General features: G+C 50.0%; 27 protein-coding genes. 15 read left to right on the top strand and 12 right to left on the bottom strand.

The window, feature by feature from the left end; translation table 11 throughout:
• Window positions 1-97 precede the first annotated feature (97 nt).
• Both tssL and tssK read right to left on the bottom strand, forming a co-directional pair.
• Window positions 98-745, bottom strand: coding sequence for a type VI secretion system protein TssL, short form (gene tssL / locus QNN86_RS06585; RefSeq protein WP_181219381.1), 648 nt, complete (start codon window positions 743-745; stop codon window positions 98-100).
• The gene (gene tssK / locus QNN86_RS06580; protein WP_181619062.1) at window positions 742-2,082 is read right to left on the bottom strand and encodes a type VI secretion system baseplate subunit TssK; all 1,341 of its coding nucleotides are present in this window, start codon (window positions 2,080-2,082) and stop codon (window positions 742-744) included. Before tssK ends, tssL begins: the two co-directional genes overlap by 4 nt.
• Window positions 2,083-2,365: 283 nt before the next feature.
• Here tssK and pyrC point away from each other — a divergent pair, with 283 nt between their 5' ends.
• The 7 genes from pyrC (at window position 2,366) to QNN86_RS06545 (ending at window position 7,145) form a co-directional block, all read left to right on the top strand.
• Complete coding sequence (gene pyrC, locus QNN86_RS06575; protein ID WP_414210793.1) at window positions 2,366-3,412, top strand: dihydroorotase; 1,047 nt, start codon at window positions 2,366-2,368, stop codon at window positions 3,410-3,412.
• A gap of 74 nt (window positions 3,413-3,486) precedes the next feature.
• Window positions 3,487-3,732, top strand: a complete 246-nt coding sequence (gene dinI / locus QNN86_RS06570) for a DNA damage-inducible protein I (RefSeq protein ID WP_115258874.1) — start codon at window positions 3,487-3,489, stop codon at window positions 3,730-3,732.
• 341 nt (window positions 3,733-4,073) lie between these two features.
• The gene (gene bssS, locus QNN86_RS06565; RefSeq protein WP_096757575.1) at window positions 4,074-4,328 is read left to right on the top strand and encodes a biofilm formation regulator BssS; all 255 of its coding nucleotides are present in this window, start codon (window positions 4,074-4,076) and stop codon (window positions 4,326-4,328) included.
• A 128-nt stretch (window positions 4,329-4,456) separates the two neighbouring features.
• Window positions 4,457-5,575 (top strand): N-methyl-L-tryptophan oxidase, encoded by a 1,119-nt coding sequence (solA, locus tag QNN86_RS06560; protein ID WP_117341761.1) that lies wholly within the window; start codon window positions 4,457-4,459, stop codon window positions 5,573-5,575.
• Between the two features lie 50 nt (window positions 5,576-5,625).
• The gene (locus QNN86_RS06555) at window positions 5,626-5,739 is read left to right on the top strand and encodes a YceO family protein (RefSeq protein WP_096757577.1); all 114 of its coding nucleotides are present in this window, start codon (window positions 5,626-5,628) and stop codon (window positions 5,737-5,739) included.
• A 262-nt stretch (window positions 5,740-6,001) separates the two neighbouring features.
• Window positions 6,002-6,568 (top strand): cytochrome b, encoded by a 567-nt coding sequence (locus QNN86_RS06550; RefSeq protein WP_115258876.1) that lies wholly within the window; start codon window positions 6,002-6,004, stop codon window positions 6,566-6,568.
• A gap of 1 nt (window position 6,569) precedes the next feature.
• Window positions 6,570-7,145 carry a YceI family protein gene (locus tag QNN86_RS06545; protein ID WP_182270071.1) on the top strand — a complete coding sequence of 192 codons (576 nt, stop codon included), beginning with the start codon at window positions 6,570-6,572 and terminating at the stop codon, window positions 7,143-7,145.
• 47 nt (window positions 7,146-7,192) lie between these two features.
• Here QNN86_RS06545 and QNN86_RS06540 read toward each other — a convergent pair whose 3' ends face one another.
• Complete coding sequence (locus QNN86_RS06540) at window positions 7,193-8,245, bottom strand: rhodanese-related sulfurtransferase (RefSeq protein WP_182270072.1); 1,053 nt, start codon at window positions 8,243-8,245, stop codon at window positions 7,193-7,195.
• A gap of 221 nt (window positions 8,246-8,466) precedes the next feature.
• Between QNN86_RS06540 and QNN86_RS06535 the strand changes: the two genes are divergently transcribed.
• From QNN86_RS06535 to QNN86_RS06525, 3 genes are all read left to right on the top strand, one after another.
• Window positions 8,467-9,387, top strand: a complete 921-nt coding sequence (locus tag QNN86_RS06535) for a Kdo(2)-lipid IV(A) acyltransferase (protein ID WP_181619059.1) — start codon at window positions 8,467-8,469, stop codon at window positions 9,385-9,387.
• Between the two features lie 153 nt (window positions 9,388-9,540).
• Window positions 9,541-10,749: a multidrug efflux MFS transporter MdtG gene (mdtG, locus tag QNN86_RS06530; protein WP_414210792.1), complete on the top strand. Its 1,209-nt coding sequence runs from the start codon at window positions 9,541-9,543 to the stop codon at window positions 10,747-10,749.
• 93 nt (window positions 10,750-10,842) lie between these two features.
• Entirely contained in the window at window positions 10,843-11,217 is a 375-nt protein-coding gene (locus QNN86_RS06525; protein ID WP_096757583.1) for a MysB family protein, read from the top strand.
• Here QNN86_RS06525 and QNN86_RS06520 read toward each other — a convergent pair whose 3' ends face one another.
• The 3 genes from QNN86_RS06520 to mdoG all read right to left on the bottom strand — a co-directional run bounded on the left by QNN86_RS06520 (window position 11,218) and on the right by mdoG (window position 15,580).
• Complete coding sequence (locus QNN86_RS06520; protein WP_414210799.1) at window positions 11,218-11,457, bottom strand: YceK/YidQ family lipoprotein; 240 nt, start codon at window positions 11,455-11,457, stop codon at window positions 11,218-11,220. It lies immediately after the preceding gene.
• Between the two features lie 66 nt (window positions 11,458-11,523).
• A complete protein-coding gene (gene mdoH / locus QNN86_RS06515; protein WP_115258879.1) occupies window positions 11,524-14,052 on the bottom strand; it encodes a glucans biosynthesis glucosyltransferase MdoH in 2,529 nt (842 codons plus the stop codon).
• Complete coding sequence (gene mdoG, locus QNN86_RS06510; RefSeq protein ID WP_181619057.1) at window positions 14,045-15,580, bottom strand: glucans biosynthesis protein MdoG; 1,536 nt, start codon at window positions 15,578-15,580, stop codon at window positions 14,045-14,047. Before mdoG ends, mdoH begins: the two co-directional genes overlap by 8 nt.
• Before the next feature lie 271 nt (window positions 15,581-15,851).
• On the opposite strand from mdoG, the gene mdoC reads away from it, so the two are divergent.
• Window positions 15,852-17,012, top strand: a complete 1,161-nt coding sequence (gene mdoC / locus QNN86_RS06505; RefSeq protein ID WP_115258880.1) for a glucans biosynthesis protein MdoC — start codon at window positions 15,852-15,854, stop codon at window positions 17,010-17,012.
• Window positions 17,013-17,027: 15 nt separating this feature from the next.
• On the opposite strand, the gene QNN86_RS06500 is transcribed toward mdoC, so the two are convergent.
• The 6 genes from QNN86_RS06500 to csgB all read right to left on the bottom strand — a co-directional run bounded on the left by QNN86_RS06500 (window position 17,028) and on the right by csgB (window position 20,909).
• Complete coding sequence (locus QNN86_RS06500; protein ID WP_146717071.1) at window positions 17,028-18,515, bottom strand: phospholipase D family protein; 1,488 nt, start codon at window positions 18,513-18,515, stop codon at window positions 17,028-17,030.
• Entirely contained in the window at window positions 18,451-18,993 is a 543-nt protein-coding gene (ymdB, locus tag QNN86_RS06495; protein ID WP_117341753.1) for an O-acetyl-ADP-ribose deacetylase, read from the bottom strand. Before ymdB ends, QNN86_RS06500 begins: the two co-directional genes overlap by 65 nt.
• Window positions 18,994-19,093: 100 nt before the next feature.
• Window positions 19,094-19,414, bottom strand: a complete 321-nt coding sequence (locus QNN86_RS06490) for a type 1 fimbrial protein (RefSeq protein WP_115258883.1) — start codon at window positions 19,412-19,414, stop codon at window positions 19,094-19,096.
• Window positions 19,415-19,564: 150 nt separating this feature from the next.
• Window positions 19,565-19,897 carry a curli assembly chaperone CsgC gene (gene csgC / locus QNN86_RS06485; RefSeq protein ID WP_096757589.1) on the bottom strand — a complete coding sequence of 111 codons (333 nt, stop codon included), beginning with the start codon at window positions 19,895-19,897 and terminating at the stop codon, window positions 19,565-19,567.
• 60 nt (window positions 19,898-19,957) lie between these two features.
• The gene (gene csgA, locus QNN86_RS06480; protein WP_115258884.1) at window positions 19,958-20,413 is read right to left on the bottom strand and encodes a curli major subunit CsgA; all 456 of its coding nucleotides are present in this window, start codon (window positions 20,411-20,413) and stop codon (window positions 19,958-19,960) included.
• 40 nt (window positions 20,414-20,453) lie between these two features.
• Window positions 20,454-20,909 (bottom strand): curli minor subunit CsgB, encoded by a 456-nt coding sequence (csgB, locus tag QNN86_RS06475; RefSeq protein WP_414210791.1) that lies wholly within the window; start codon window positions 20,907-20,909, stop codon window positions 20,454-20,456.
• Window positions 20,910-21,672: 763 nt separating this feature from the next.
• Between csgB and csgD the strand changes: the two genes are divergently transcribed.
• From csgD to csgG, 4 genes are read left to right on the top strand one after another with little or no spacing between them, the layout of a single operon-like run.
• The gene (gene csgD, locus QNN86_RS06470; protein WP_096757592.1) at window positions 21,673-22,323 is read left to right on the top strand and encodes a biofilm master transcriptional regulator CsgD; all 651 of its coding nucleotides are present in this window, start codon (window positions 21,673-21,675) and stop codon (window positions 22,321-22,323) included.
• Between the two features lie 4 nt (window positions 22,324-22,327).
• Window positions 22,328-22,720 carry a curli production assembly/transport protein CsgE gene (gene csgE / locus QNN86_RS06465; protein ID WP_115258887.1) on the top strand — a complete coding sequence of 131 codons (393 nt, stop codon included), beginning with the start codon at window positions 22,328-22,330 and terminating at the stop codon, window positions 22,718-22,720.
• 25 nt (window positions 22,721-22,745) lie between these two features.
• Window positions 22,746-23,159, top strand: a complete 414-nt coding sequence (gene csgF / locus QNN86_RS06460; RefSeq protein ID WP_096757594.1) for a curli production assembly/transport protein CsgF — start codon at window positions 22,746-22,748, stop codon at window positions 23,157-23,159.
• Window positions 23,160-23,184: 25 nt separating this feature from the next.
• Entirely contained in the window at window positions 23,185-24,018 is an 834-nt protein-coding gene (gene csgG, locus QNN86_RS06455; protein ID WP_096757595.1) for a curli production assembly/transport protein CsgG, read from the top strand.
• Window positions 24,019-24,047: the final 29 nt, after the last annotated feature.

The raw sequence follows: 24,047 nt of genomic DNA, 5'->3' as shown, positions 1-24,047 counted from the left end.
ATTAAGGTAATATTTCCCCGTTCTCAGTAACCGCGTTGAATGTCCCTACTGATCAACACATGAAATTGGCGAAGCCCAACGTTGCCATTCGCCTGTGTTATGCGGCGAAACTGGCCAGTAGTGAGTCAAGCCAGCAGTCCAGTCCCCACCAGAGTAGTCCCACCGCAAACAGGCCCAATATCAGCCGAATTCGCCCGTCACGCAGCCATAAACCCAGCGAGCTTCGCGCAGGTAAGGTATTAAGTACCGGCTGTGATTCATGAAACTGAAAAGCGGGAATACGCGACGTCAATTCATTGAGTAACGTTGTCCGTGTTGGTGCATCCGGGCTCAGTCCACCGAGAAATCCCAACATCAATACCCGATGGAAACAGGTAAGCACCGTTGGTTCCGGTGCCGGCTCGCGCAGAACACCACGCATCCGTTCATACAACGCTTCTCCGGCGTCGAGGGTGTTGAAGTAGTGCGTCTGGAGGGGGGACTGATACCACACCAGACTGGCATCATCTTGTACCTCGCGACTTTTCACCGCCTCATCCAACAGTGCGCAACAGGCATAGGTGATGTGCAGCATGTTTTCCTCGGTTAACCCCGCCGTACGCATTACCTCTCGCACACGCGTCACATTATCCGCGCACGTCTGCCACAACCGCCGCCCTTCTCCGGGAGCAAACTGTTCCCCCTGGCGTAATCTCACGGTCTGAAGCCAAATCTCGGCCAGACATTCATCGACGTTGAAGGTCATGTGCGCAGCACCGCAAACAACTCAAGCTCGAGTTCACCCAACGTGCCCGGCACATAAAATACGCAGACGCCAGAGTCCAGCATTCTCTGGGCCGACGGATGATTGAGATCGAGGGAGAAATACTGATTTTCCAGGCGCAGGGGAATCGCCGCCGGGACGTGAGTTTGCGCTTTCAGCGGGATGCCATTTAGCGCAATATTCACGACCTGGTTTACATCGTCCGGGCTCCCCGCCTTGCATAATTGTGGGAACTGGTTATAAAGCTGTGCAGCTGGCAGTGATGAACGAACCGACAGCCAAAAGTCAGCACCTTCACGCAGACGGGGATCGTGTAGTCGGGCGGTCCATTGATGCAGACGAAGATCGCGCTCCATATCAATGGCGATGACCCGTGATGGCAGACTGGTTTCCAACAATCTGTTCAACAACCTGAACAACGGCAAAAACGTGTTGCTTAAATCATCGTGCTGATACGGCGGAATAGCGCCAATCTCATGTTCCAGCGAGAACGTCAGCAGCGCCCCCGCCAGCCGCGCCAACTCCTGATACACGCGTTCCGGATGCACCTGTGGGAAACGCTGGTACATCCCCAGGACGGGTTCGGCGGTATTTAGCGCATTGAGCAGCCAAAATAACGAGACATCTGCTACAGCAAAATCCGCCATCCGCTCATTACTTTCCCGACGCATTGCCATCAAACGGATAATGCGAGCACGCAGCTGCGTCAATAACACCTCTGTCTTATCGCACAACCCGTGATTACCGCGCATCGCCAGTAGCGGCGGGATGAACGTCCCATCAAGGACATAATGCCCCTGTACGTCTCTAAATATCCGAGCTACCGGGCAGGTGAGGTAATTGGCATTATCCTGAGTTGAAAGCCGTAGCGTGAGTTCATGTTGCATCACCGCCATCGGCTTTATGTCATCATCAAACTGGTTGCGTACATCGCGCCACACCTGGCGGTAACGCACCGGATATTCAGCAATGTCTTCCGGTTGCAGGCAATTTCGGTCATTTGAATAAAGCTGAGGAAGGGCCAACAGCACTGTGGCTTCGTTTGTCTCCCCCGTCAAAGTTAACGTTGGAGGTAGTGCGTCCATCTGCTCAGTATCTATCTGAGTACCGTCCTGAAATCGTAAGTTCAGGCAAAGGGGTTTCAGTTGCCCTTGTGTCAATACTTGTGAATCAAATTCTGCACGCCATACCCCCCAAGGATGCATAACGTTCATTTGGGCTATACCCTGGTCATCACGGGAATTAAGCAACGTTTGCTGTTGAAAATACTGGGGAGAAAGGAGGATCCCTTTTGTCCATAGCGGACGAAAAATCTTCATTGCACCTCCTGTGCCATAACATTTTTATTCAAACATCCAGAAATAAAATAGATTAATAAAAATCATTTATTGTGTGATTAATTATATTAATGCATATAATTACACACGGAAACAAAAAAATTAAGTCTTATTTAACGGTTAAACATTTGGCGCGTTGAGCAGTGATATTTATCTACTGCTGGTGACGCTTACAGACAGCTCGCTTTTTTTTCGTGCAAACGAAAACGTTTCCGCTTATCCTTTGTTTCCGGCAAAAAAGACTATCCTCAGCCGGAGCATATTGATGACTGCACCATCCCAGGTATTAAAGATCCGCCGCCCAGACGACTGGCATCTTCACTTTCGCGATGGCGACATGTTGAAAACTGTCGTGCCCTATACCAGTGAAATTTATGGACGCGCAATTGTCATGCCGAACCTGGCACCGCCCGTCACTACTGTTGACGCAGCCATCGCTTACCGTCAGCGTATTCTGGACGCCGTACCTGCCGGACACGATTTCATCCCGTTAATGACCTGCTATCTGACGGACACGCTGGATCCCAACGAACTGGAGCGCGGGTTCAACGAAGGTGTTTTCACCGCCGCCAAACTCTACCCGGCTAACGCCACCACCAACTCTACTCACGGCGTGACCTCTATTGATGCCATCATGCCGGTTCTGGAACGGATGGAAAAACTCGGCATGCCTTTGCTGGTGCACGGTGAAGTCACGCATGCGGAGATTGATATATTCGATCGCGAAGCACGCTTTATTGACACGGTGATGGAGCCATTGCGGTCGCGTCTGACCGCGCTGAAAGTGGTGTTTGAACATATCACCACTAAAGACGCCGCCGACTACGTGCGTGACGGCAATGATCTGCTGGCAGCGACCATTACCCCGCAGCATTTGATGTTTAACCGCAACCATATGCTGGTCGGGGGCATTCGTCCGCATCTGTATTGCCTGCCTATTCTCAAGCGAAACGTCCACCAGCAGGCGCTGCGCGAACTGGTCGCCAGTGGTTTCAGCCGGGCGTTCCTCGGCACTGACTCGGCGCCGCATGCGCGTCATCGTAAAGAATCCAACTGCGGCTGCGCGGGGTGCTTTAATGCCCCTACCGCACTCGCCAGTTATGCCACCGTCTTCGAAGAGATGAGCGCCCTGGCCCATTTCGAGGCCTTCTGCTCGCTTAACGGTCCTCGCTTCTACGGACTGCCGGTTAACGACACCTTTATTGAACTGGTTAAAGAAGAGCAGCAGATACCGGAAAGTATCGCGCTGGAGGGAGACACGCTGGTGCCTTTCCTCGGCGGCGAAACAGTACGCTGGTCAGTGAAACGCTAAAAAAATGTCGCAACCTGTTGTCAACTGGCGAAGTTAACTGTATAAATAACCAGTATATTCAACAGGGGGCTATTATGCGTATTGAAGTCACTATTGCCAAAACTTCACCTTTGCCTGCTGGCGCCATTGACGCGTTGGCAGGTGAACTCTCCCGTCGTATTCACCATCATTTTCCGAATAACGACGGTAACGTCACCGTTCGTTATGCCGGCACAAACAATCTGTCGGTCATTGGCGCGACAAAAGAGGACAAAGAACGCATCAGCGAGATCCTGCAAGAGACATGGGAAAGCGCGGATGACTGGTTCATTAATGAATAAAAAATGATATGCAGTGATGTTTTTTTGCCGGGTCGCCCCGGCTTTTTTATTTTCCCGTATCATAAAGATTTCGAGCAATCTCTCTCAACAAAACAGTTAATGTTTATTTACATGCTGATTATCTTTTAGTCAAAACCACAAAATAACTGCACAACATGCTAAAAAAATATGAATGACATGCCGGTTTATCGTTCAGATAACACTTAAAACAAAAAAATTATGCCTTGTCCTCTTTAAATTTTCAGTGAATACCCTTATTTATTGATATACTGAACTTGCTTCAGAAAAAAACGCATTGAACCTCGAAAACCGTTGTCTAGTAACACGAATTAGGGGGCATGATGGAAAAGAATAATGAAGTCATTCAGACTCATCCGCTTGTAGGATGGGACATCAGCACCGTTGATAGCTATGATGCGCTGATGCTGCGTTTGCACTACCAGACCCCGAATCGTCCAGACCCAAATGGGACTGAAGTTGGTCAAACGCTCTGGTTAACCACTGATGTTGCCAGGCAATTTATTTCGATATTAGAAGCCGGAATCGCCAAAATTGAATCAGGTGATTTCCCCGCTAATGAGTATCAGCGTCATTAAATCTGATGCACCCAACCTTCAAAAGGCACCTTAACGGTGCCTTTCTTATTTGATGGTTGAACATTCCGGGTTGAATATTCCGGGTCAGTTATTTACCCTGCTACTATCGCGATTGCAGAGAGAAGCGGATGAAATACGACTTAATCATTATTGGCAGCGGTTCCGTAGGCGCCGCTGCCGGATACTATGCCACGCGCGCCGGTCTGAATGTACTGATGATCGATGCGCATATGCCGCCGCACCAACAGGGTAGCCATCACGGCGATACACGCTTAATTCGTCATGCCTATGGCGAAGGTGAAAAATACGTTCCGTTGGTCCTGCGTGCGCAGACATTGTGGGATGAACTCGCCCAGCATAATGAAGAACCTGTGTTTGTCCGTTCTGGCGTTGTCAACCTCGGCCCGGCAGATTCCACGTTCTTATCTAACGTGGCGCAAAGCGCAAAACAGTGGCAGCTCAACGTTGAACAGCTGGATGCCGCTGCCATCATGGCCCGCTGGCCCGAAATTCGTGTCCCGGAAAACTATATCGGCCTGTTTGAGGCCGATTCAGGTTTTCTGCGCAGTGAGTTGGCCATTAAGACCTGGATTCGCCTGGCTGAGGAAGCAGGCTGCGCTCAGCTGTTTAAATGCCCGGTTACCGCGATTCACCATCATGATGATGGCGTAACGGTTGAGACCGCAGACGGCGACTATCACGCGAAAAAAGCGCTGGTGAGTGCCGGCACCTGGGTGCAGGCATTAGTACCGGAACTGCCGATACAGCCAGTGCGTAAAGTGTTCGCGTGGTATCAGGCTGACGGGCGCTACAGCGTTAAAAACAATTTCCCGGCCTTCACCGGCGAATTGCCTAATGGCGATCAGTATTACGGTTTCCCGGCCGAGAACGACGAACTGAAGATTGGTAAACATAACGGCGGGCAGGTTATTCACTCAGCCGAAGAGCGCAAAGCGTTTGCCGCTGTCGCCAGCGATGGTTCAGAGGCTTTCCCGTTCCTGCGTTCTGTTCTGCCCGGCGTGGGATGTTGTCTGCACGGTGCGTCATGCACCTACGATAACTCTCCGGATGAAGACTTTATTATTGATACGCTACCCGGACATGATAATACGCTTATTATTACCGGGCTAAGCGGTCACGGCTTTAAGTTTGCCTCGGTACTGGGGGAGATTGCGGCTGATTTTGCCCAGGACAAGCCGTCGGCCTTCGACCTGGCACCGTTCAAACTGAGCCGTTTTAAACTATAACCATGATATGGCCTCGCCACTGGGGCCATTTTATTGAAGGAATAATAGTGATGCGCCGCATCGTTGACTATCTGGTGAATAATATACGCGAGCATTTTATGCTCTACATTATTTTATGGTCTCTGCTGGCAATCATGGATGTAATATATATTATGTTTTTCTGATCTTAGCCTGCTGACAATAATTGACAGCAATTGAGATTTCTTTAATTTTTATTGTGATTAATTGAATAATCAGAAACCCTACAAAGTACCGCACATCAGGCTCTACCCGCCCATCTTTCTCTAAACACCTGATGATCAACTCATCATCACATCAAATTTATTGAATTAAAAATAAATATCATCACTCTTGTTATTTATTAGTTGCATTAATGTCTTTTACAGGCCATTTTCATTCACTTCTGAAATATCTATCGGTGTATTTATGCAATTCAATAATAGTCCACAGCGCTATGGTGTGGTGTCAGCCGTTTTACACTGGCTGGTCGCGCTTGCCGTGTATGGCATGTTTGCGTTGGGTTTATGGATGGTCACACTCAGCTATTACGATGGCTGGTACCACCAGGCACCTGAACTGCATAAAAGCATCGGCGTATTGCTGATGATGGGGCTGGTGATTCGCGTGGTCTGGCGGCTGTTCTCTCCTCCTCCTGCGGCATTGAAAAGCTATTCTCGCTTAACTCGTCTGGCTGCGGCCCTGGGCCACCTCAGTTTATATCTGCTGCTGTTCTCCATTGTCATCAGTGGGTATTTAATTTCGACCGCAGACGGCAAACCCATCAGCGTCTTTGGCTGGTTTGAGATCCCCGCCACGCTCGCCAATGCCGGGGCGCAGGCCGATCTCGCCGGGAGTCTGCACCTGTGGCTTGCCTGGAGCGTTGTGGTCCTCTCTCTTTTACATGGGCTGATGGCCCTGAAACACCACTTTATCGACAACGACGATACCCTTAATCGCATGTTGGGAAAATCGTCATCTGACTATGGAGCTTAAAATGAAAAAAAACCTGCTGGGACTGACTCTCGCATCTTTACTGTTTACCACCGGTTCGGCCATCGCGGCAGATTACAAAATCGACAAAGAAGGACAACATGCCTTTGTTAATTTTCGTATTCAGCATCTGGGATACAGCTGGCTGTACGGCACCTTTAAAGACTTCGACGGATCGTTTACCTTCGATGAAAAAAATCCAGCCGCCGATAAAGTGAACGTCACCATTAACACCAACAGCGTTGACACTAATCATGCCGAGCGTGACAAGCATCTGCGCAGCGCAGATTTCCTTAACGTCGCCAAATTCCCGCAGGCGACCTTCACCTCCACCAGCGTGAAGAAAGCGGGTAACGACCTGGATATTACCGGGGATCTGACGCTGAACGGCGTCACCAAACCGGTCACGCTGGACGCGAAGCTTATTGGTCAGGGTGGCGATCCGTGGGGTGGCACCCGTGCAGGCTTTGAAGCACAAGGGAAGATTAAGCTGAAGGACTTTAACATCACCACCGACCTCGGGCCTGCTTCACAGGAAGTAGACTTAATCATCTCGGTAGAAGGCGTGAAGCAGAAGTAACATTTTATGTATGCCGGATGAGGCTGCAGCCCTCATCCGGCATGATGTTATTGCGCAGGGTCCGGAATACCCAGTTTGGTATTCAGGCGGCCACGGGATTTATTAAAGATTTTATTGCCATTCTCACGACCAGCACGACGACGACGTTGTTCGTCTTCGGGCAACGTACTCTCTTCACAACACAGAAAGCTGCAGCACCCTTTGTACTTCTCGGCGCAGGCCGGGCACTGGATAAACAGCAGATGGCAACCATCGTTTTTGCAATTGGTATGACTGTCGCACGCCGCACCACACTGATGACAATGCGCGATAACGTCTTCAGAGATCCGCTCCCCCATCCGCTCATCAAAAACAAAATTTTTACCGATGAAGCGTACCGGAAGTCCCTGTTCACGGGCTTTACGGGCATATTCAATAATACCGCCCTCAATGTGCCAGACTTTACTGAACCCGTTGTATTTCATCCACGCGCTGGCCTTCTCACAGCGAATACCGCCCGTGCAGTACATTACGATTTTTTTATCTTTATGTTCCTGCATCATTTCAACGGCTTTCGGCAACTGATCGCGGAACGTATCTGCCGGGATCTCCATGGCGTTCTCGAAATGCCCCACCTCATACTCATAGTGGTTGCGCATATCGATAAACACCGCGTCAGGATCGTCAAGCATGGCGTTTACTTCTGCCGCCTTCAGGTAATCACCAACGTTGCTGGCATCAAAAGCAGGATCATCGATACCATCCGCCACAATACGCTCACGGACTTTCATGCGCAGTACCCAGAACGATTTTCCGTCATCGTCCAGCGCAATGTTAAGTCGCAGCCCGGCAAATGCAGGATCAAACGCGTACAGCTGCTGACGGAATGCCTCAACCTTGCTTTGCGGCACGCTGATTTGTGCGTTAATGCCTTCGTGCGCCAGATATACGCGCCCGAAAACGTTCAGCTCGGTGAACAGTTGGTACAGCGCATCACGCGTATCCTGAGGATTAATGAGGTTGAAATATTTATAAAACGAAATCGTGGTGCGCGGCTCAGATTCCGCCAACATTTTAGCTTTGAGCGCGTCATTCGAAATGCGGTTGTGTAACACTGGCATGGTGTACGTATCCTGCAGTCAGTAAAAAGATGAAAATCGGCCGGCATCATAAAGCAAACATCGCCAATTTACATCCACACATTTTACGCTACATTTCATACTTCATGATAAAAGCGTCACAACAATTGACGAAAAACCAGCCATTCTCCCGTCACAAATTTTTGATACGCGCGAAAAAATGCGACAATACAGGGCATTGGTCGTTTAATGACAGGATAGACATGACGAATTTACCCACGTTCTCGGCTGCACTTTTGCATCCACGTTATTGGTTAACCTGGCTAGGTATTGGCATCCTTTGGTTGATCGTGCAGTTACCCTATCCGTTCCTCTATAAGCTGGGCTGTACATTAGGTCGGCTGGCGTTACGTGTGATGAAACGCCGGGCAATGATTGTTTCGCGTAATCTGGAGCTGTGCTTCCCACAGATGAGCGAACAAGAGCGTCAGCAGATGGTGGTAAAAAACTTTGAGTCCGTCGGCATGGGCGTAATGGAAACCGGCATGGCCTGGTTTTGGTCCGACCGTCGTATTACGCGCTGGACCGAAGTGATCGGCATGGAGCATATTCGTGATGTTCAGGCACAGCAGCGTGGGATCCTGTTAGTGGGTCTGCACTTTCTGACGCTTGAATTAGGCGCGCGTCAGTTTGGTTTACAGGAACCCGGTATCGGGGTGTATCGCCCCAACGACAATCCGCTGCTCGACTGGCTACAAACCTGGGGGCGTATGCGCTCCAATAAATCAATGCTCGATCGTAAAGATCTAAAAGGGATGGTCAAGGCTCTGAAGAAAGGTGAAGTGGTCTGGTATGCCCCGGATCACGACTACGGCCCACGCTCCAGCGTCTTTGTGCCGCTGTTTGCTGTAGAGCAGGCTGCAACCACCTCTGGGACGTGGATGCTGTCGCGGATGTCCAATGCGTGTCTGGTGCCGTTTGTCCCTCGTCGTAAACCTGATGGCAAAGGGTATCAGTTGATTATGCTGCCGCCGGAATGTTCGCCGCCGCTGGACGATGCTGAAACCACCGCCGCGTGGATGAACAAAATTATTGAGAAATGCATCATGATGGCGCCGGAGCAATATATGTGGCTACATCGCCGGTTCAAAACACGCCCTGAAGGCGCACCTTCCTTGTACTGAACCTTTGTTGCAGCCCGCGGGCTGCAACACCTCGCCCCCCTGTTTAGGTTTTACTGCTCTGCACATTGCAGCGACTATCAACCAGGCGCATAATTAGTCTGCTTACTTATTTTTACACGATAGCGCAAACAGCGCGCCACACTGCGGATCGCTATGTCCCCCTCAGATGTCTCCATCAACTGGAAGCGTAATCTCACGGTAGCCTGGCTCGGTTGCTTTTTAACCGGTGCAGCATTTAGCCTGGTGATGCCTTTCTTACCCCTGTATGTCGAAAGCCTCGGCGTGACGGGACACGGTGCCCTGAACATGTGGTCGGGTCTGGTGTTCAGCATTACGTTTCTTTTTTCAGCTATCGCTTCACCTTTCTGGGGTGGCCTTGCAGATCGCAAAGGCAGGAAAATCATGCTCCTGCGCTCAGCGCTGGGGATGGCTGTCGTGATGCTGCTAATGGGGCTGGCGCAAAATATCTGGCAGTTTTTGATCCTGCGTGCGCTGCTGGGACTGCTTGGGGGGTTCATTCCCAATGCGAATGCGCTGATCGCCACCCAGGTGCCGCGAAATAAAAGCGGCTGGGCGCTGGGAACACTTTCAACCGGCGGCGTCAGTGGCGCACTGCTGGGCCCGCTGGCGGGAGGCTTGCTTGCCGACCAGTATGGATTGCGCCCCGTTTTCTTTATTACCGCCAGCGTGCTGCTGCTCTGTTTTATGCTGACGTTATTTTTTATTCGCGAGCATTTTCAACCGGTCAGCAAAAAAGAGATGTTGCACATTCGGGAGGTCATCGGATCCTTAAAAAATCCAAAACTGGTACTGAGTCTGTTCGTCACCACACTGATCATTCAGGTCGCAACCGGATCCATCGCACCTATCTTGACACTGTATGTGCGGGAACTGGCGGGTAACGTCGGCAATATCGCTTTTATCAGCGGCATGATCGCTTCCGTTCCCGGCGTGGCCGCTTTACTCAGCGCGCCAAGGCTGGGCAAATTAGGCGACCGCATAGGCCCGGAGAAGATCCTGATTGTCGCCCTGGTCATTTCCGTATTGCTGCTCATCCCCATGTCATTCGTCCAGACACCCTGGCAGCTCGGCGTCCTGCGCTTTATGCTGGGAGCCGCCGACGGCGCACTGCTCCCTGCCGTACAAACGCTGCTGGTCTATAACTCAACCAACCAAATAGCCGGGCGTATTTTCAGCTACAACCAGTCATTTCGTGATATTGGCAACGTGACGGGGCCGCTGATGGGCGCAGCTATTTCAGCCAACTATGGTTTTCGCGCGGTCTTCTGCGTGACCGCGGGAGTGGTCTTATTTAACGCGATCTACTCCGGGAACAGCCTGCGCCGACGTCGCGAAACCTAGCGCACGCAATGATTTTTGTGCATTCATACTTGCACTAGCGGAGAATCAACTATTATTTCCCTGAATACCTCATTAAATCAAAGGGAGACGCTGATGACCATGTATGCCACGCTGGAAGAAGCCATTGATGCTGCCCGTGAAGAGTTTCTGGCTGATAACCCCGACCTAGATGCGGACGACGCCAGTGTTCAGCAGTTGAACGTACAAAAGTATGTGCTACAGGATGGTGACATCATGTGGCAGGCTGAGTTTTTCGCCGATGAAGATGAGGAAGGCGAATGTCTGCCAATGCTGAGCGGTGAAGCGGCACAAAGCGTCTTTGATGGCGATTATGATGAGATTGAAATTCGCCAGGAGTGGCTGGAGGAAAATACCCTCCACGAGTGGGATGAAGGCGAATTCCAGCTTGAACCGCCTCTGGATACCGAGGAAGGTCAGACGGCAGCCGACGAATGGGATGAGCGGTAATTACTCGTAGGGACCATGGTGGATGTCAAGGGGCAACAGCAGCGTATCAAACACCAGTGAAAAAGGCAGATCGATCAGGGTGACATAGCGCCATGCTGAATCCCGGACATCCCACTGCACGCCGGGATAGTATTGATTTCCGTGGCCTTGCCCCGGGATCGCGCGGCTAATAATACTGCCGCACCCGCTTAGCAAGATGACCATGATTCCAACCGCAAGTATTCGCACCTGAACCCTCATTAACAATATTGTCATCCGCATAAAAAAATACCGGCACCAGGCCGGTATTTTCACCTTTCAGGCGTTCTATTTCTTCCTGAGTGCCAGCGGGTTCAGGGTTATCCCCTGATAATAATTAACCCACGACGAATACTTATCCGGCGAGTTCCAGACGCGATAATGTAAACGCGCCATGGTCACCGGATCGCTCAACAGCACAAGGCGACGATCGCGATTCAGTTTCTCAGGTGTATCGTTCAGCGCCTGCTCGACATGACGGTCACGGGCAATCTCCAGCACGTTACTGGCGCGGTGACGCGCGGTCGCCATCGCCGTAGCCAGTGCGTTAAATGACGGGTTAAACACCGCGTGCATAAAGCCGTCATCCAGCGAGCGATTGCGGTTCATCACCAGGTAGTTATCCGTATCCACCAGCACCTGCGGAGGAGAATACTCTTCCGGGATCAGGAACAGCTTCCAGCGCTTGGTACGTAACCCTATCGTTGAACGGCTGGAAATCACCGACACAAACGGCGACAGGATCAGGGAGAAGACTATCGGTGCCAGCCAGAACAGGAAGCGCAGATCCAGCCAGGCCATACCGACCGCCCAGACCAGACCCAGCAGCAGCTGGGAGCCGTGACGCATAAACGCTTCACCCCACGGAGTGGAATCATCATCACGCTGCGGCGAGTTCCAGACGACTTCCCAACCGAGGAAAGCACTGACCACGAAAACGGTATGGAACAGCATACGCACCGGCGCCAGCAGCACGGAGAACAGCACCTCCAGCAGCAGCGACAGCGTCACGCGGACAAAACCGCCGTACTCTTTCGTCCCTTTACACCAGATGAGCAAAATACTCAGCAGCTTCGGCAGAAACAGCAGCACCATGGTTGAAGCAAACAGCGCAATCGCCAGCTCCGGACGCCACTGCGGCCACACCGGGAACAGCTGCCGCGGCTGCAGGAAGTATTGCGGCTCCGTCAGCGCATGCACCACCTGCAATGCGGTTGAAAGCGCGAGGAACATAAACCACAGCGGGGCAGACAGATAAGACATCACCCCCGTCAGGAACACCGCACGGTGAACCGGATGCATCCCTTTGACCAGGAACAGACGGAAGTTCATCAGGTTGCCGTGACACCAACGACGGTCACGCTTCAGTTCATCAAGCAGGTTTGGCGGCAGCTCTTCATAAGAACCCGGCAGATCGTAGGCAATCCACACCCCCCAGCCAGCACGACGCATTAACGCCGCTTCCACGAAGTCATGGGAGAGGATCGACCCCGCAAACGAGCCTTCACCCGGTAGCGGTGCGAGCGCACAGTGCTCGATAAACGGTTTCACGCGAATAATCGCGTTATGACCCCAGTAGTGCGACTCACCGAGCTGCCAGAAATGAAGCCCGGCGGTAAACAGCGGCCCGTACACGCGGGTAGCAAACTGCTGGCAGCGCGCATACAGCGTGTCCATGCCGGACGCTTTTGGCGACGACTGGATAATACCGGCATTCGGGTTCGCTTCCATCAGACGCACCAGACCGGTCAGGCAATCGCCGCTCATCACCGAGTCCGCGTCCAGCACGACCATGTAGCTGTACTGATTCCCCCAGCGACGGCAGAAGTCATCAATGTTGCCGCTTTTACGCTTCACACGACGACGACGGCGGCGGTAGAAAATCTGTCCTTCGCCCTGCACTTCAGCGATCAGCTCCATCCAGGCTTTTTGTTCCGCCACGCAGATATCAGGGTTGTAGCTGTCGCTCAGGATGTAGACATCGAAATGCGCAGCATTACCCGTGGCTTTCACCGACTCCCACGTGGCGCGCAGCCCCGCGAATACGCGATCAACATCCTCGTTACAGATAGGCATGATCAACGCGGTGCGGTGCTCAGGGTTTAAAGCTTCGTCCCCCACCGTTGACGCGGAAATACTGTACTTATCGCGGCCAATCAGCAGTTGCAAGAACCCCATCAGCGCGGTCCAGAACCCTGCCGAGACCCAGCAGAACAATACCGCAAACAGAATCAGGATACCGGTCTGGAGCACATAGGGCAGCAGTTGCATAAAGGAGACCCACAGGTCCTGCCCCATCATGTCTGCCGGATTAATGAACGCCCAGCCCTGGTACGGAAGAATGGTCTTCATATACCAGGTCGCAACGACCGTTTGCGCCAGCGTTAAGATAAGCAGCGTATAGCGGCGAATCGTCCCGACGGTACGCCATTTCTGTTCGCTTTCTTGTTCTTCTTTCGTCAAACGAGAAAGATAACGCGGCGTAACATCGCGTCCACGCAGACGATCCCAAAAACGGCCAACCGGGTTGGTACGCCAGGGATCGGGAAACATAGATGTACGCGTAGCCTTCGGCATAGCCTGCAGCTGGTCGCGTCCTTCATCGTCTTTAATTAACTGCTCTTTGGCCAGAGAATCTGGCCAGGCTTGCTCAAGGCGAGCTTTAACAGACCCCTGCGGTGAATCGTCTTCGCGCGAGTAAGTACGATGCTCGGCATCCAGCGCCTGATGAACGGCGCGGATGTCAGTTTTCGGCAGTGCCGCTTTCTCGATATCCGAAAGCGGCATTGCGTCAATATACTCAGTTGTCTTATTCATTGGCAGGTAACTGGTAGCTCCAGGTTTCACTCAACGGCTGATCGGCATTGACCAACGCAGCACGCATTTCAGTGGTTTTCTTCGCATCTTTCACTTTCACGCGCAGCATCAGACGCCAACCCTTAGTGACCGGGTTATAACGCACGGTATTCTCAACGATTTCACCGTTATCACCAATGCTGGTTTGCGCGGTGACCGGGGTATCCTGCGGCAGTTTTTTCATATCTGCGCCGGCAAAATCCACGATAAATGCAATCGTGCCGTCAGGCTGACGAATGAGGTTCGATTGTTTGACATCACCGGTAGAACGACGCGTCTGCTGTACCCAGGCGTTATCCGGCGCATGAAGTTTGTCTTCATCGCGGGTAAAGGTCAGCGTGTACTTGAAGTTCATCTCTTTGCCTGCTTCAGGCAACTGATCCGGCGTCCAGTAGGCGACGATATTGTCGTTGGTTTCATCGTTGGTTGGGATTTCAACTAACTCAAGTTTCCCCTTGCCCCAGTCACCTTTCGGCGTTACCCAGGCACTCGGACGCAGGTCGTAGCGGTCGTCGATATCTTCAAAACGCGAGAACTGGCGGCCACGTTGCAGCAGACCAAATCCCTGCGGGTTTTCCATCGCAAAACTGCTCACCGCGAGGTGTTTCGGGTTATTCAGCGGACGCCAAATCCACTCGCCGTTGCCAGCATGGATAGACAAACCGTTAGAGTCATGCAGCTCCGGACGATAGTTGGTCGCCGGAGACGGTTGGTTCGGCCCGAACAGGAACATACTGGTCAGCGGCGCAACGCCCAGTTTGCCTACTTTGTCGCGCAGGTAAACTTTGGACTGAACGTCCACCACCGTGTCACGGCCTGGCATAATCACAAAACGATAGGCCCCGGTGGCGCGTGGGGAGTCCAGCAATGCATAGATGGTTAAACGTTTGTCAGTCGGTTTTGGACGTTCGATCCAAAACTCGCGAAAACGGGGAAATTCTTCACCGGAAGGCAGTGCGGTATCAATAGCGAGGCCGCGTGCAGACAGGCCATAAACCTGACCAGCTCCCAGGACGCGGAAATAGCTGGCACCGAGCATGCTGACGATTTCATCGTTTTTATCTTTGCTGTTGATCGGGTACAGCACCTTGAACCCGGCGAAACCGAGATCTTTTACCGTGTCTTTATCATGCTGAACATCGCCGAAATTAAAATAATCCGGGTTGTATTTGATTCTCTTTACCGCTGTGGCGGTAACTTCGTTGATCTTGACCGGCGTGTCGAAGTACATACCCTGGTGGTAGAATTCGAGCTTAAATGGGGTCTTGAGATTGCTCCAGTAGGCTTTGTCGTGATTGAACTGGATCTGCTGATAATCCGCATACTTCATGTCGCGGAAAACGGAGGGCAAGTTACTTTTAGGCGCCTCATAGCCTTTATCGGCTAAGGATTGAGCTTGCTTTGCCACATCATCAATACTGAATGCCCAGCTCGAAGATGTGTACAGCGTTAACATGACTGCTGCACCCAACCAACGCATTTTCATCATTTGTAGTTTATGTTTCATAATTAGTAAGCACTTCCCCCTTTGTGTGCTTATATTGATCCGATCCATTTTAATGGATAATCGGGTATTCCGACAACTGAATCCCTGTATTGTTCGCGCGCTGGCTCATGGTTTAATCAGGTTCATCTGCCTGTTTTCACTTTGCGTGCTTATCCTGGAGACAGGTTGTTGGACTTCGTGTAGGGTTGCCTTCGAATGTAACCATTATTCGTCTTAGGGATAAGACGAAAAGTCTGAGAATACGTAACTGTTTATGAGCTCTGTATCCCCTCCGCGTGAATATTTTCTTGACTCCATCCGCGCCTGGCTGATGTTGTTGGGGATCCCATTCCATATCTCATTGATCTATTCCACACACACCTGGCACGTGAACAGTGCTGAACCGTCGTGGTGGCTAACCTTGTTTAACGACTTCATCCATGCGTTTCGCATGCAGGTGTTTTTTGTTATTTCGGGTTATTTTTCCTACATGTTGTTTTTACGCTATCCATTAAAACGCTGGTGGAAAGTGCGTGTTGAGCGCGTGGGGATCCCGATGTTGACCGCGATTCCCTTGCTCACACTGCCGCAATTTATCATGCTGCAATATGTAAAAGGGAAAGCAGAGAGTTGGCACACGCTCAGCGGGTACGATAAATATAACGCCCTTGCCTGGGAGCTCATTTCTCATCTGTGGTTTTTGCTGGTCCTTGTGGTGTTAACGACCGTGAGCATGTGGGTATTTACCCAAATTAAGAAGCGTCAGGAAAGCCAGCAGGGAACGCCCCCAGCCCCAGCGTCAATGGTAAAGTTAACGCTAATTTTTGCCTTGCTTGGTGTGGGCTACGCCGTCGTCAGACGAACCATTTTTATTCTCTACCCTTCGATCCTCAGCGACGGCATGTTTAATTTTGTCGTCATGCAAACGCTGTTTTATGTGCCTTTCTTTATGCTCGGTGCGCTGGCATTCATTAATCCCAATCTGAAGGCGCTGTTCACCACCCCCTCGCGTGGTTGCACTCTCGGTGCAGGAGCGGCCTTTGTGGCGTACCTACTCAACCAACGTTACGGCAACGGCGACGCCTGGATGTATGAAACTGAATACGTGGTAACCATGGTTCTGGGGCTGTTGATGGTTAACGTGGTCTTTTCGCTCGGCTATCGTTTATTGAATTTTCAGTCAGCGCGCGTAACCTATTTTGTCAATGCATCGCTGTTTATTTATCTGGTGCATCATCCGTTAACGCTGTTTTTCGGCGCCTATATCACACCGCACATCTCATCCAATCTGCTGGGCTTTCTCTGTGGACTGCTGTTTGTGGTCGGGATCGCGGTGATACTGTACGAAATTCATCTCCGGATCCCGGTACTGAAGTTTTTGTTTTCAGGAAAACCGCCGGTTAAGCAGGACAAAAACAAGGCCGTCACCGGTTAGCTTGGGTTACGTCGTTCAGAGCAACCATTCAATCGGTAATATCGAGGCCAGCTTCACCAATACCCGCTTCCAGAATCCGGTGGCGGGTTCTTTTTTCAGCACCTGCTCATGACCCTGCTGGCGGTCAATCCAGTTAATCCGTCCCCAGCGATCGAGACGCAATTGCCAGGCAACATCATGCTGACTCTGCATAAAACGGTTATGAATCAGTGCAGCCAGGCTTTCGCTTTCAATCACAAATCCCATTTCCGTGTTGAGCAATGTGGAGCGCGGATCAAAATTAAGCGAGCCGATAAACACCTTACGCCCGTCAATACTGAAAGTTTTAGCGTGCAAACTCGAGCCCGAATTACCGGTTAATCCGCGATCGTGCACAGCCGTGGCGCGATCGCGTGTCGGTTTAAGCTCATATAATTCCACACCATAGCGCAGCAGTTTTTTTCGCCAGCGCGCGTAGCCGGCATGAACAATTGCCACATCATTCGCCGCCAGCGAATTGGTTAGAATGGCAATTTTGACCCCTTTTCTCACCAAACGCAGCAGTTGGGCCACGCCCGCCCGTGTAGGCACAAAATAGGCGGAAATAATATCAATACGCTCGGTAGGTGAGCCCATAATATCGAACAAGCGCTGAGGTAATAGCGAATGGCGCGGAGCCTTCCCCTCACCTTTTAGCGGGTCGTCGCTGAGCAGGCGTGTTTTGGCCCAAATCAGCGGCAACGCCCCCCGATCGAGACTGGCCATAAACTGGCTGGTTTCCAGCTTATTCAGGTAACGGCGAGTTATATCATCGTTATACCAGGACTCCGGCAGGTCAATACGCTGGGTAGGTTCAGGCTCTGACAGTGAGAGCACTTTTTTGAGTGTTGAAACGGACTGACACTGCCAGTAACGTTCAAAATCATCCGCAACCTCGGTCACCACCGGCCCTACGGCCATTACATCCAAATCAGAAAATAGCGGCTGTTCGCCTGCGCCAAAATAGGCGTCACCGATATTGCGCCCGCCAACCAACGTGACCACCCCGTCGGCGGTATAACTTTTATTATGCATACGACGGTTAAGTCGGGCGAAATCGGTTAAATAGCCCACCGCACGCAAGATGCGAAAAGAGAAAGGATTAAACAGGCGGACTTCGATATTCGGGTGGTTATCCAGTAATTGCAGCGTATCATCCAGACCCGGCGTGTTGTTGTCGTCCAGCAACAAACGGACCTGCACGCCACGTTTCGCTGCGGCCAGCAGTACCGAAAACAATAGCAGCCCGGACATGTCGTTCTCCCAGATGTAATACTGCACATCCAGGGAGCGTTCCGCCATTTCAGTGAGTCGATAGCGAGCGGCAAACGCATCCAGACTGTCATCCAGCGCAAGGATGCCGCATTGTTCAGGATGGCTGGCGCAAAGCGGAGTAATTGCGCGCTCGAGCCGCGTCATATCAGGCTGGGTTATCATCGCCTTGCTGGGTGAGTAATCTGTTATAAAGTTGGGCCGTTTCGTCATCAAAACACACGAAGTAAATCTGCTCAGGTAGCGCCCGGCGGGTCGTGAACCTCAACACCGTGTTGACGGCGATTTCCGCTGCTGCTGCGCGCGGATAACCATACACTCCCGTGCTAATCGCCGGAAAAGCAATGGATTGATAGCCATTGGCTAAGGCCAGTTGCAGCGTGTTCAAATAGGCCTCTTCGAGACGTTCAGCTTCATGATGATCGCCCCCCTGCCACACAGGCCCCACGGTATGAATAACCGCTTTCGCAGGAAGATTGCCTGCCAGAGTGATGACCGCATGACCCGTTGGGCATTCTCCCTGCTGTTGGATAACCTGTTTACAGGCCTCCAACAATGCCGGTCCGGCAGCGCGATGAATTGCCCCATCCACACCACCGCCTCCCAATAGGGACGAATTGGCAGCATTGACGATCACATCAACAGCCATCGTCGTAATGTCGCCCTGTACCACATGAACACGCGATTGCATAAACTTCCCCTGACGAAACACCTTCTCTTCAGTGTACTGCAGGGTTTTCCAAGAAATCTCACTTTTTAACGAAACGGCTGCATATCTACGCCAGAACGACTTATTTATATTCAATGTTAAGAATAGCGAGGGTTTTCTGCTCATTGAGGTAGTGCATGTTAGCGCTCGCAATTTGCTTAACATTCTGCGGCACCAGAGTGACCTGTTGCGCATTAAAACGGCTACTTTGCATCTTGCCGTCGCGTATACATGACATTTCTATCTGTTGTTGCTGGGTGCTAACTTCACAAGGCGGTTCCACTATTTCACCGCGAAAATGAATAATCCCACCCGCTGAGATTTGTTGAGCACTTACGGATACTGTAAAAAGAGAAAAAACGCCAATGCCAATACTCAGAATTCTGTTCGCTAAAGTACACATAAAGGTTCCTCAATGATTAGTCCTCTTGAGGGATCGGTATGATCCTTCACCGCTGCGATTAACGACCCGATAAAAACATCTTCACGTTTCTATATTCATAGAACAGCAATGCGCTCCCAGCCACACCCGACCTGCAAATACTTCAGTCCCTCAAGAATGACCGGATGAGTCTGTCCATTGTTGTGAGAGATGCAGCGATTGCCCATCCGAAACGGTGACAATAATTTTTACTGAGTCCTCAGCGGAAATATTAAAGCTCAGCTTAGTTAAATCAATCGGCCGATTAGCAGGGACCGAAAGGCTTGTTTTCTGCTGCGTTTGGCTTTGCCCCCCCTTCCCTTCACGTATCGCGAAGACTTGTACCTGACATTCACAGGGTTGCGTTAACGTTACCTGAGGAATAATGGTGTACATTTCGCCTTGCTGGGTTGTATTAAAGGTGATTTGATTTGACAGCGCGGCAATAAGTAATAGCGTATGCATACTATTCTCCCGAAAAAAAACAGGGCTTTCGCCCTGTTTATTCTCAGTCAGCAGACTGAATTAATGTTGGTTAGCCGTGACGTTGTTGCCAAAACCAACCTGACGAACCAGAACGTTGGAGTCAGACGCAGTCTGATTAACCACCGCACCGTTGCGACCACCGTATTGGGTCACGTTAATGTCCGCACGTTTAGCATTCCACTGATTGATGTCAGCGCTGTTGCTGAAGCCTGACTGTTTCAGACTAATGGTACTGTCATCAGCACCTTGTCCGACGGTTGCCCCGTTACCACGCCCATGCTGGGTGATGGTCACATCGGATTTACGTGCATCACTTTGCAGCGCATTCGCAATGTTGCCAGAACCATACTGGTAAATACTCATTGATGATTCTGGACCAAAATTATTACCACCACCATGGTGATTGCCGTTGCCGCCCCATTGCGGAACAACACCAGCCAGAGCACTGCCAGAAACTACGATTGCTGCGAATGCTGCCACTTTTAAAAGTTTCATGGTAAACCCCCATCGGATTGATTTAAAAGTCGTTCATGGATTAGCGTTGAGTCACGCGAATGGCCATTTGCGACTGTCTCTGCACCACAACTGCTGTTTTTTGTGTACCGTACTGGGTAATATTTGCTTTATTACCCGAACCTTTCTGGATAATAACGGCCGTATTACCGTAAGAACCTTGTTTTATACTCGCATCATTGGAACTACCCGCCTGATCAATATATGCAAGATTATATGATCCTGCCTGTTCTATTTTCGCTCGGTTACTTGAACCATCCTGCGAAATGACCGACAATAGCTTCGAGCCCGACTGGCGTGTATTGGCACTGTTCCCAGTGCCTACTTGACCAATAATGGCTGCCTGATTAAATGAAGACTTACTTAATTCATTTACCGCAAAGTTATATTCTGCATTAGCCATGTCATAACTTGTTGCGGACACAATTCCAGGCACACCCAGCATTGTAAACATCATAAATAACAACTTGTTTTTCATGTTGTCACCCTGGACCTGGTCGTACATGAAGTTGAATTATTTACCACTCAAGTTTTGTTGTTAACATGACTTAAACTTGTTAATGCCACGTTACGATGAAGAGTATGTCCGTTGAAACATTTTAAATAACTCACCCGCGAGTGGTATTTTTATATTCAGATTCACCCCAAAGTACTAATTAACAGCCAATAACGCTGTTATCTGTATACATTTTATTTTGGCTTTAGCGTGAGATGTGCATTTCTATGCAGAAGCATAAAAAACCAATCTTCAGCGACTTCAGGCCCTCGCAGCGCGAGGTGTTGATAGGCCTTGGCGCAAGTCGTGACAAACATCATTTTTTTCTGTCGAAAATTACTCAACGTAAAGTGAGACAAAAACTTCAGAATTCATTAGAAAGCTAAAACGAAAGAACTATAAATAAACTTCTTATTTATCATGAAATTAATATAATTTGTATGATTTTTTAAATCTATGCAATAACAGTAAAGTGTACAACTTTCCTATCAAATCTAAACTCAATAAAAACCTTAAAATCACATTTTAATATATAAATTTACATTCTGTAACAAGTTTAACACTTGCTTTAAGATTTGTAATAGCTAGATTGAAATCAGTTGAAGTCCATTTGTTTTAATATTTTCACCCCTTTGGGTCGATATTTTATTTCTACACAGCAGTGCAGCATCTGTCAGTACTTCTGGTGTCTCTATTTTAGTAGAGGCAGCTGTCAGGTGTGCGACTATAAAAGTGGAGTTTCATCATGTTTAATGAAGTCCATAGTATTCATGGTCATACATTATTGTTGATCACTAAACCGTCCCTGCAGGCAACTGCATTATTACAACATTTAAAGCAATCTCTGGCGCTCACCGGAAAACTGCATAATATTCAACGTTCTCTGGACGATATTTCCTCCAGCTGCATTGTTTTACTGGATATGATGGAGGCAGATAAAAAGCTGATCCATTACTGGCAAGATAACTTAAGTAGAAAAAACAACAGTATAAAGACGTTATTGTTGAATACACCCGATGATTACCCGTACCGGGATATTGAAAACTGGCCGCATATCAATGGTGTATTTTACGTAGCAGAAGATGAACAGCGTGTGGTGGCCGGGTTACAAGGCGTTTTACGCGGTGAATGCTATTTCTCGCAAAAGCTCGCCAGCTACCTGATCACACATTCTGGAAACTATCGTTATAACAGTACAGAGTCGACACTACTCACACATCGTGAAAAAGAGATCCTTAATAAACTGCGTATCGGCGCCTCAAATATTGAAATCGCACGCTCACTGTTTATCAGTGAAAATACGGTAAAAACGCATCTTTATAACCTTTTCAAAAAGATAGCTGTGAAGAACCGTACGCAGGCGGTCTCGTGGGCCAATGATAACCTCAGGCGATAATGCCATGAAACGCTATTTGAACTGGATTGTGGCAGCAAATTTATTCCTTGCTGCCGGGAATCTACACGCCGCTGTAGAAGTGGAGGTTCCCGGACTGTTAACCGACCACACTGTCTCTTCAATCGGCCATGATTTTTATCGTGCGTTTAGCGACAAGTGGGAAAGTGAGTACACAGGAAACTTAACCATCAATGAAAGGCCCAGTGCACGTTGGGGAAGTTGGATCACCATAACGATCAATCAGGACGTTATCTTCCAGACTTTTTTATTCCCGACGAAAAGAGACTTCGACAAAATAGTCGTCTTCGCTCTGGCTGAAACAGAGGATGCATTAAATCGTAGGCAAATAGATCAAACACTATTAAGCACAAGCGATTTAGCGCGTGATGAATTCTAAAACATGATTTTGTCCGGAGGCTTTCATGCGTGTCAAACATGCAGTGGTTTTGCTCATGCTAATTTCACCATTAAGTTGGGCCGGAAACATGACGTTCCAGTTCCGCAATCCAAACTTTGGTGGCAACCCAAATAACGGCGCTTTTTTGCTGAACAGTGCGCAGGCGCAAAACTCGTATAAAGATCCAAGTGGTGACGATTTCGGTTTTGAAACCCCATCGGCCCTGGACAACTTTACCCAGGCCATCCAGTCACAAATTCTCGGCGGTCTGCTTACCAATATTAATACCGGTAAGCCGGGCAGGATGGTAACCAATGATTTTATCATTGATATCGCCAACCGAGATGGACAGCTGCAACTCAATGTCACAGACAGGAAAACGGGCAAAACATCGACGATAGAAGTGTCGGGTTTACAAACACAGTCAGCCGATTTCTAAGCTATAGCTACGAAAGGAAAAAATCATGCAGCGCTTACTTATTTTGGTTGCAATATTCTTACTCAGCGGATGCTTAACAGCCCCGCCACAAGAAGCCGCTAAACCGACATTAATGCCGCGTGCCCAAAGCTATAAAGACTTGACGCACCTGCCAATGCCTACGGGCAAGATTTTTGTCTCGGTTTACAACATTCAAGATGAAACGGGTCAATTTAAGCCTTACCCGGCAAGTAACTTCTCAACGGCTGTCCCGCAAAGTGCCACGGCGATGCTGGTCACCGCATTGAAGGATTCTCGCTGGTTTGTACCGCTGGAGCGTCAGGGATTACAGAACTTGCTTAACGAACGAAAAATTATTCGTGCTGCGCAAGAAAACGGTACCGTTGCTGTAAATAACCGTATTCCGCTTCAGTCACTGACCGCCGCAAACGTAATGGTGGAAGGGTCTATCATCGGTTATGAAAGCAACGTTAAGTCTGGTGGGGTTGGCGCGCGTTATTTCGGTATTGGCGCAGACACGCAATACCAGCTTGATCAGATTGCGGTCAACCTGCGTGTGGTCAACGTCAGCACGGGTGAAATCCTTTCTTCGGTGAACACCAGCAAAACCATTCTCTCCTATGAAGTCCAGGCTGGGGTATTCCGCTTCATTGATTACCAACGTCTGCTGGAAGGTGAAATTGGTTATACCTCTAACGAACCCGTTATGCTGTGCCTGATGTCAGCCATTGAAACTGGGGTTATTTTCCTGATTAACGACGGGATTGATCGCGGATTATGGGACTTGCAGGATAAGAAACAGGTCGATAACGATATTCTGGTTAAATACCGTCATTTGTCGGTACCGCCGGAATCCTGATACTGAATATGAAAAGACAACGACAAGCG

The organism is Citrobacter sp. C348 (genome assembly GCF_047467975.1).
Classification (GTDB): Bacteria; Pseudomonadota; Gammaproteobacteria; order Enterobacterales; family Enterobacteriaceae; genus Citrobacter; species Citrobacter gillenii.
The sequence above is the reverse complement of the archived record's forward strand: the minus strand, read 5'-3'. Positions and strand labels throughout refer to the sequence as shown.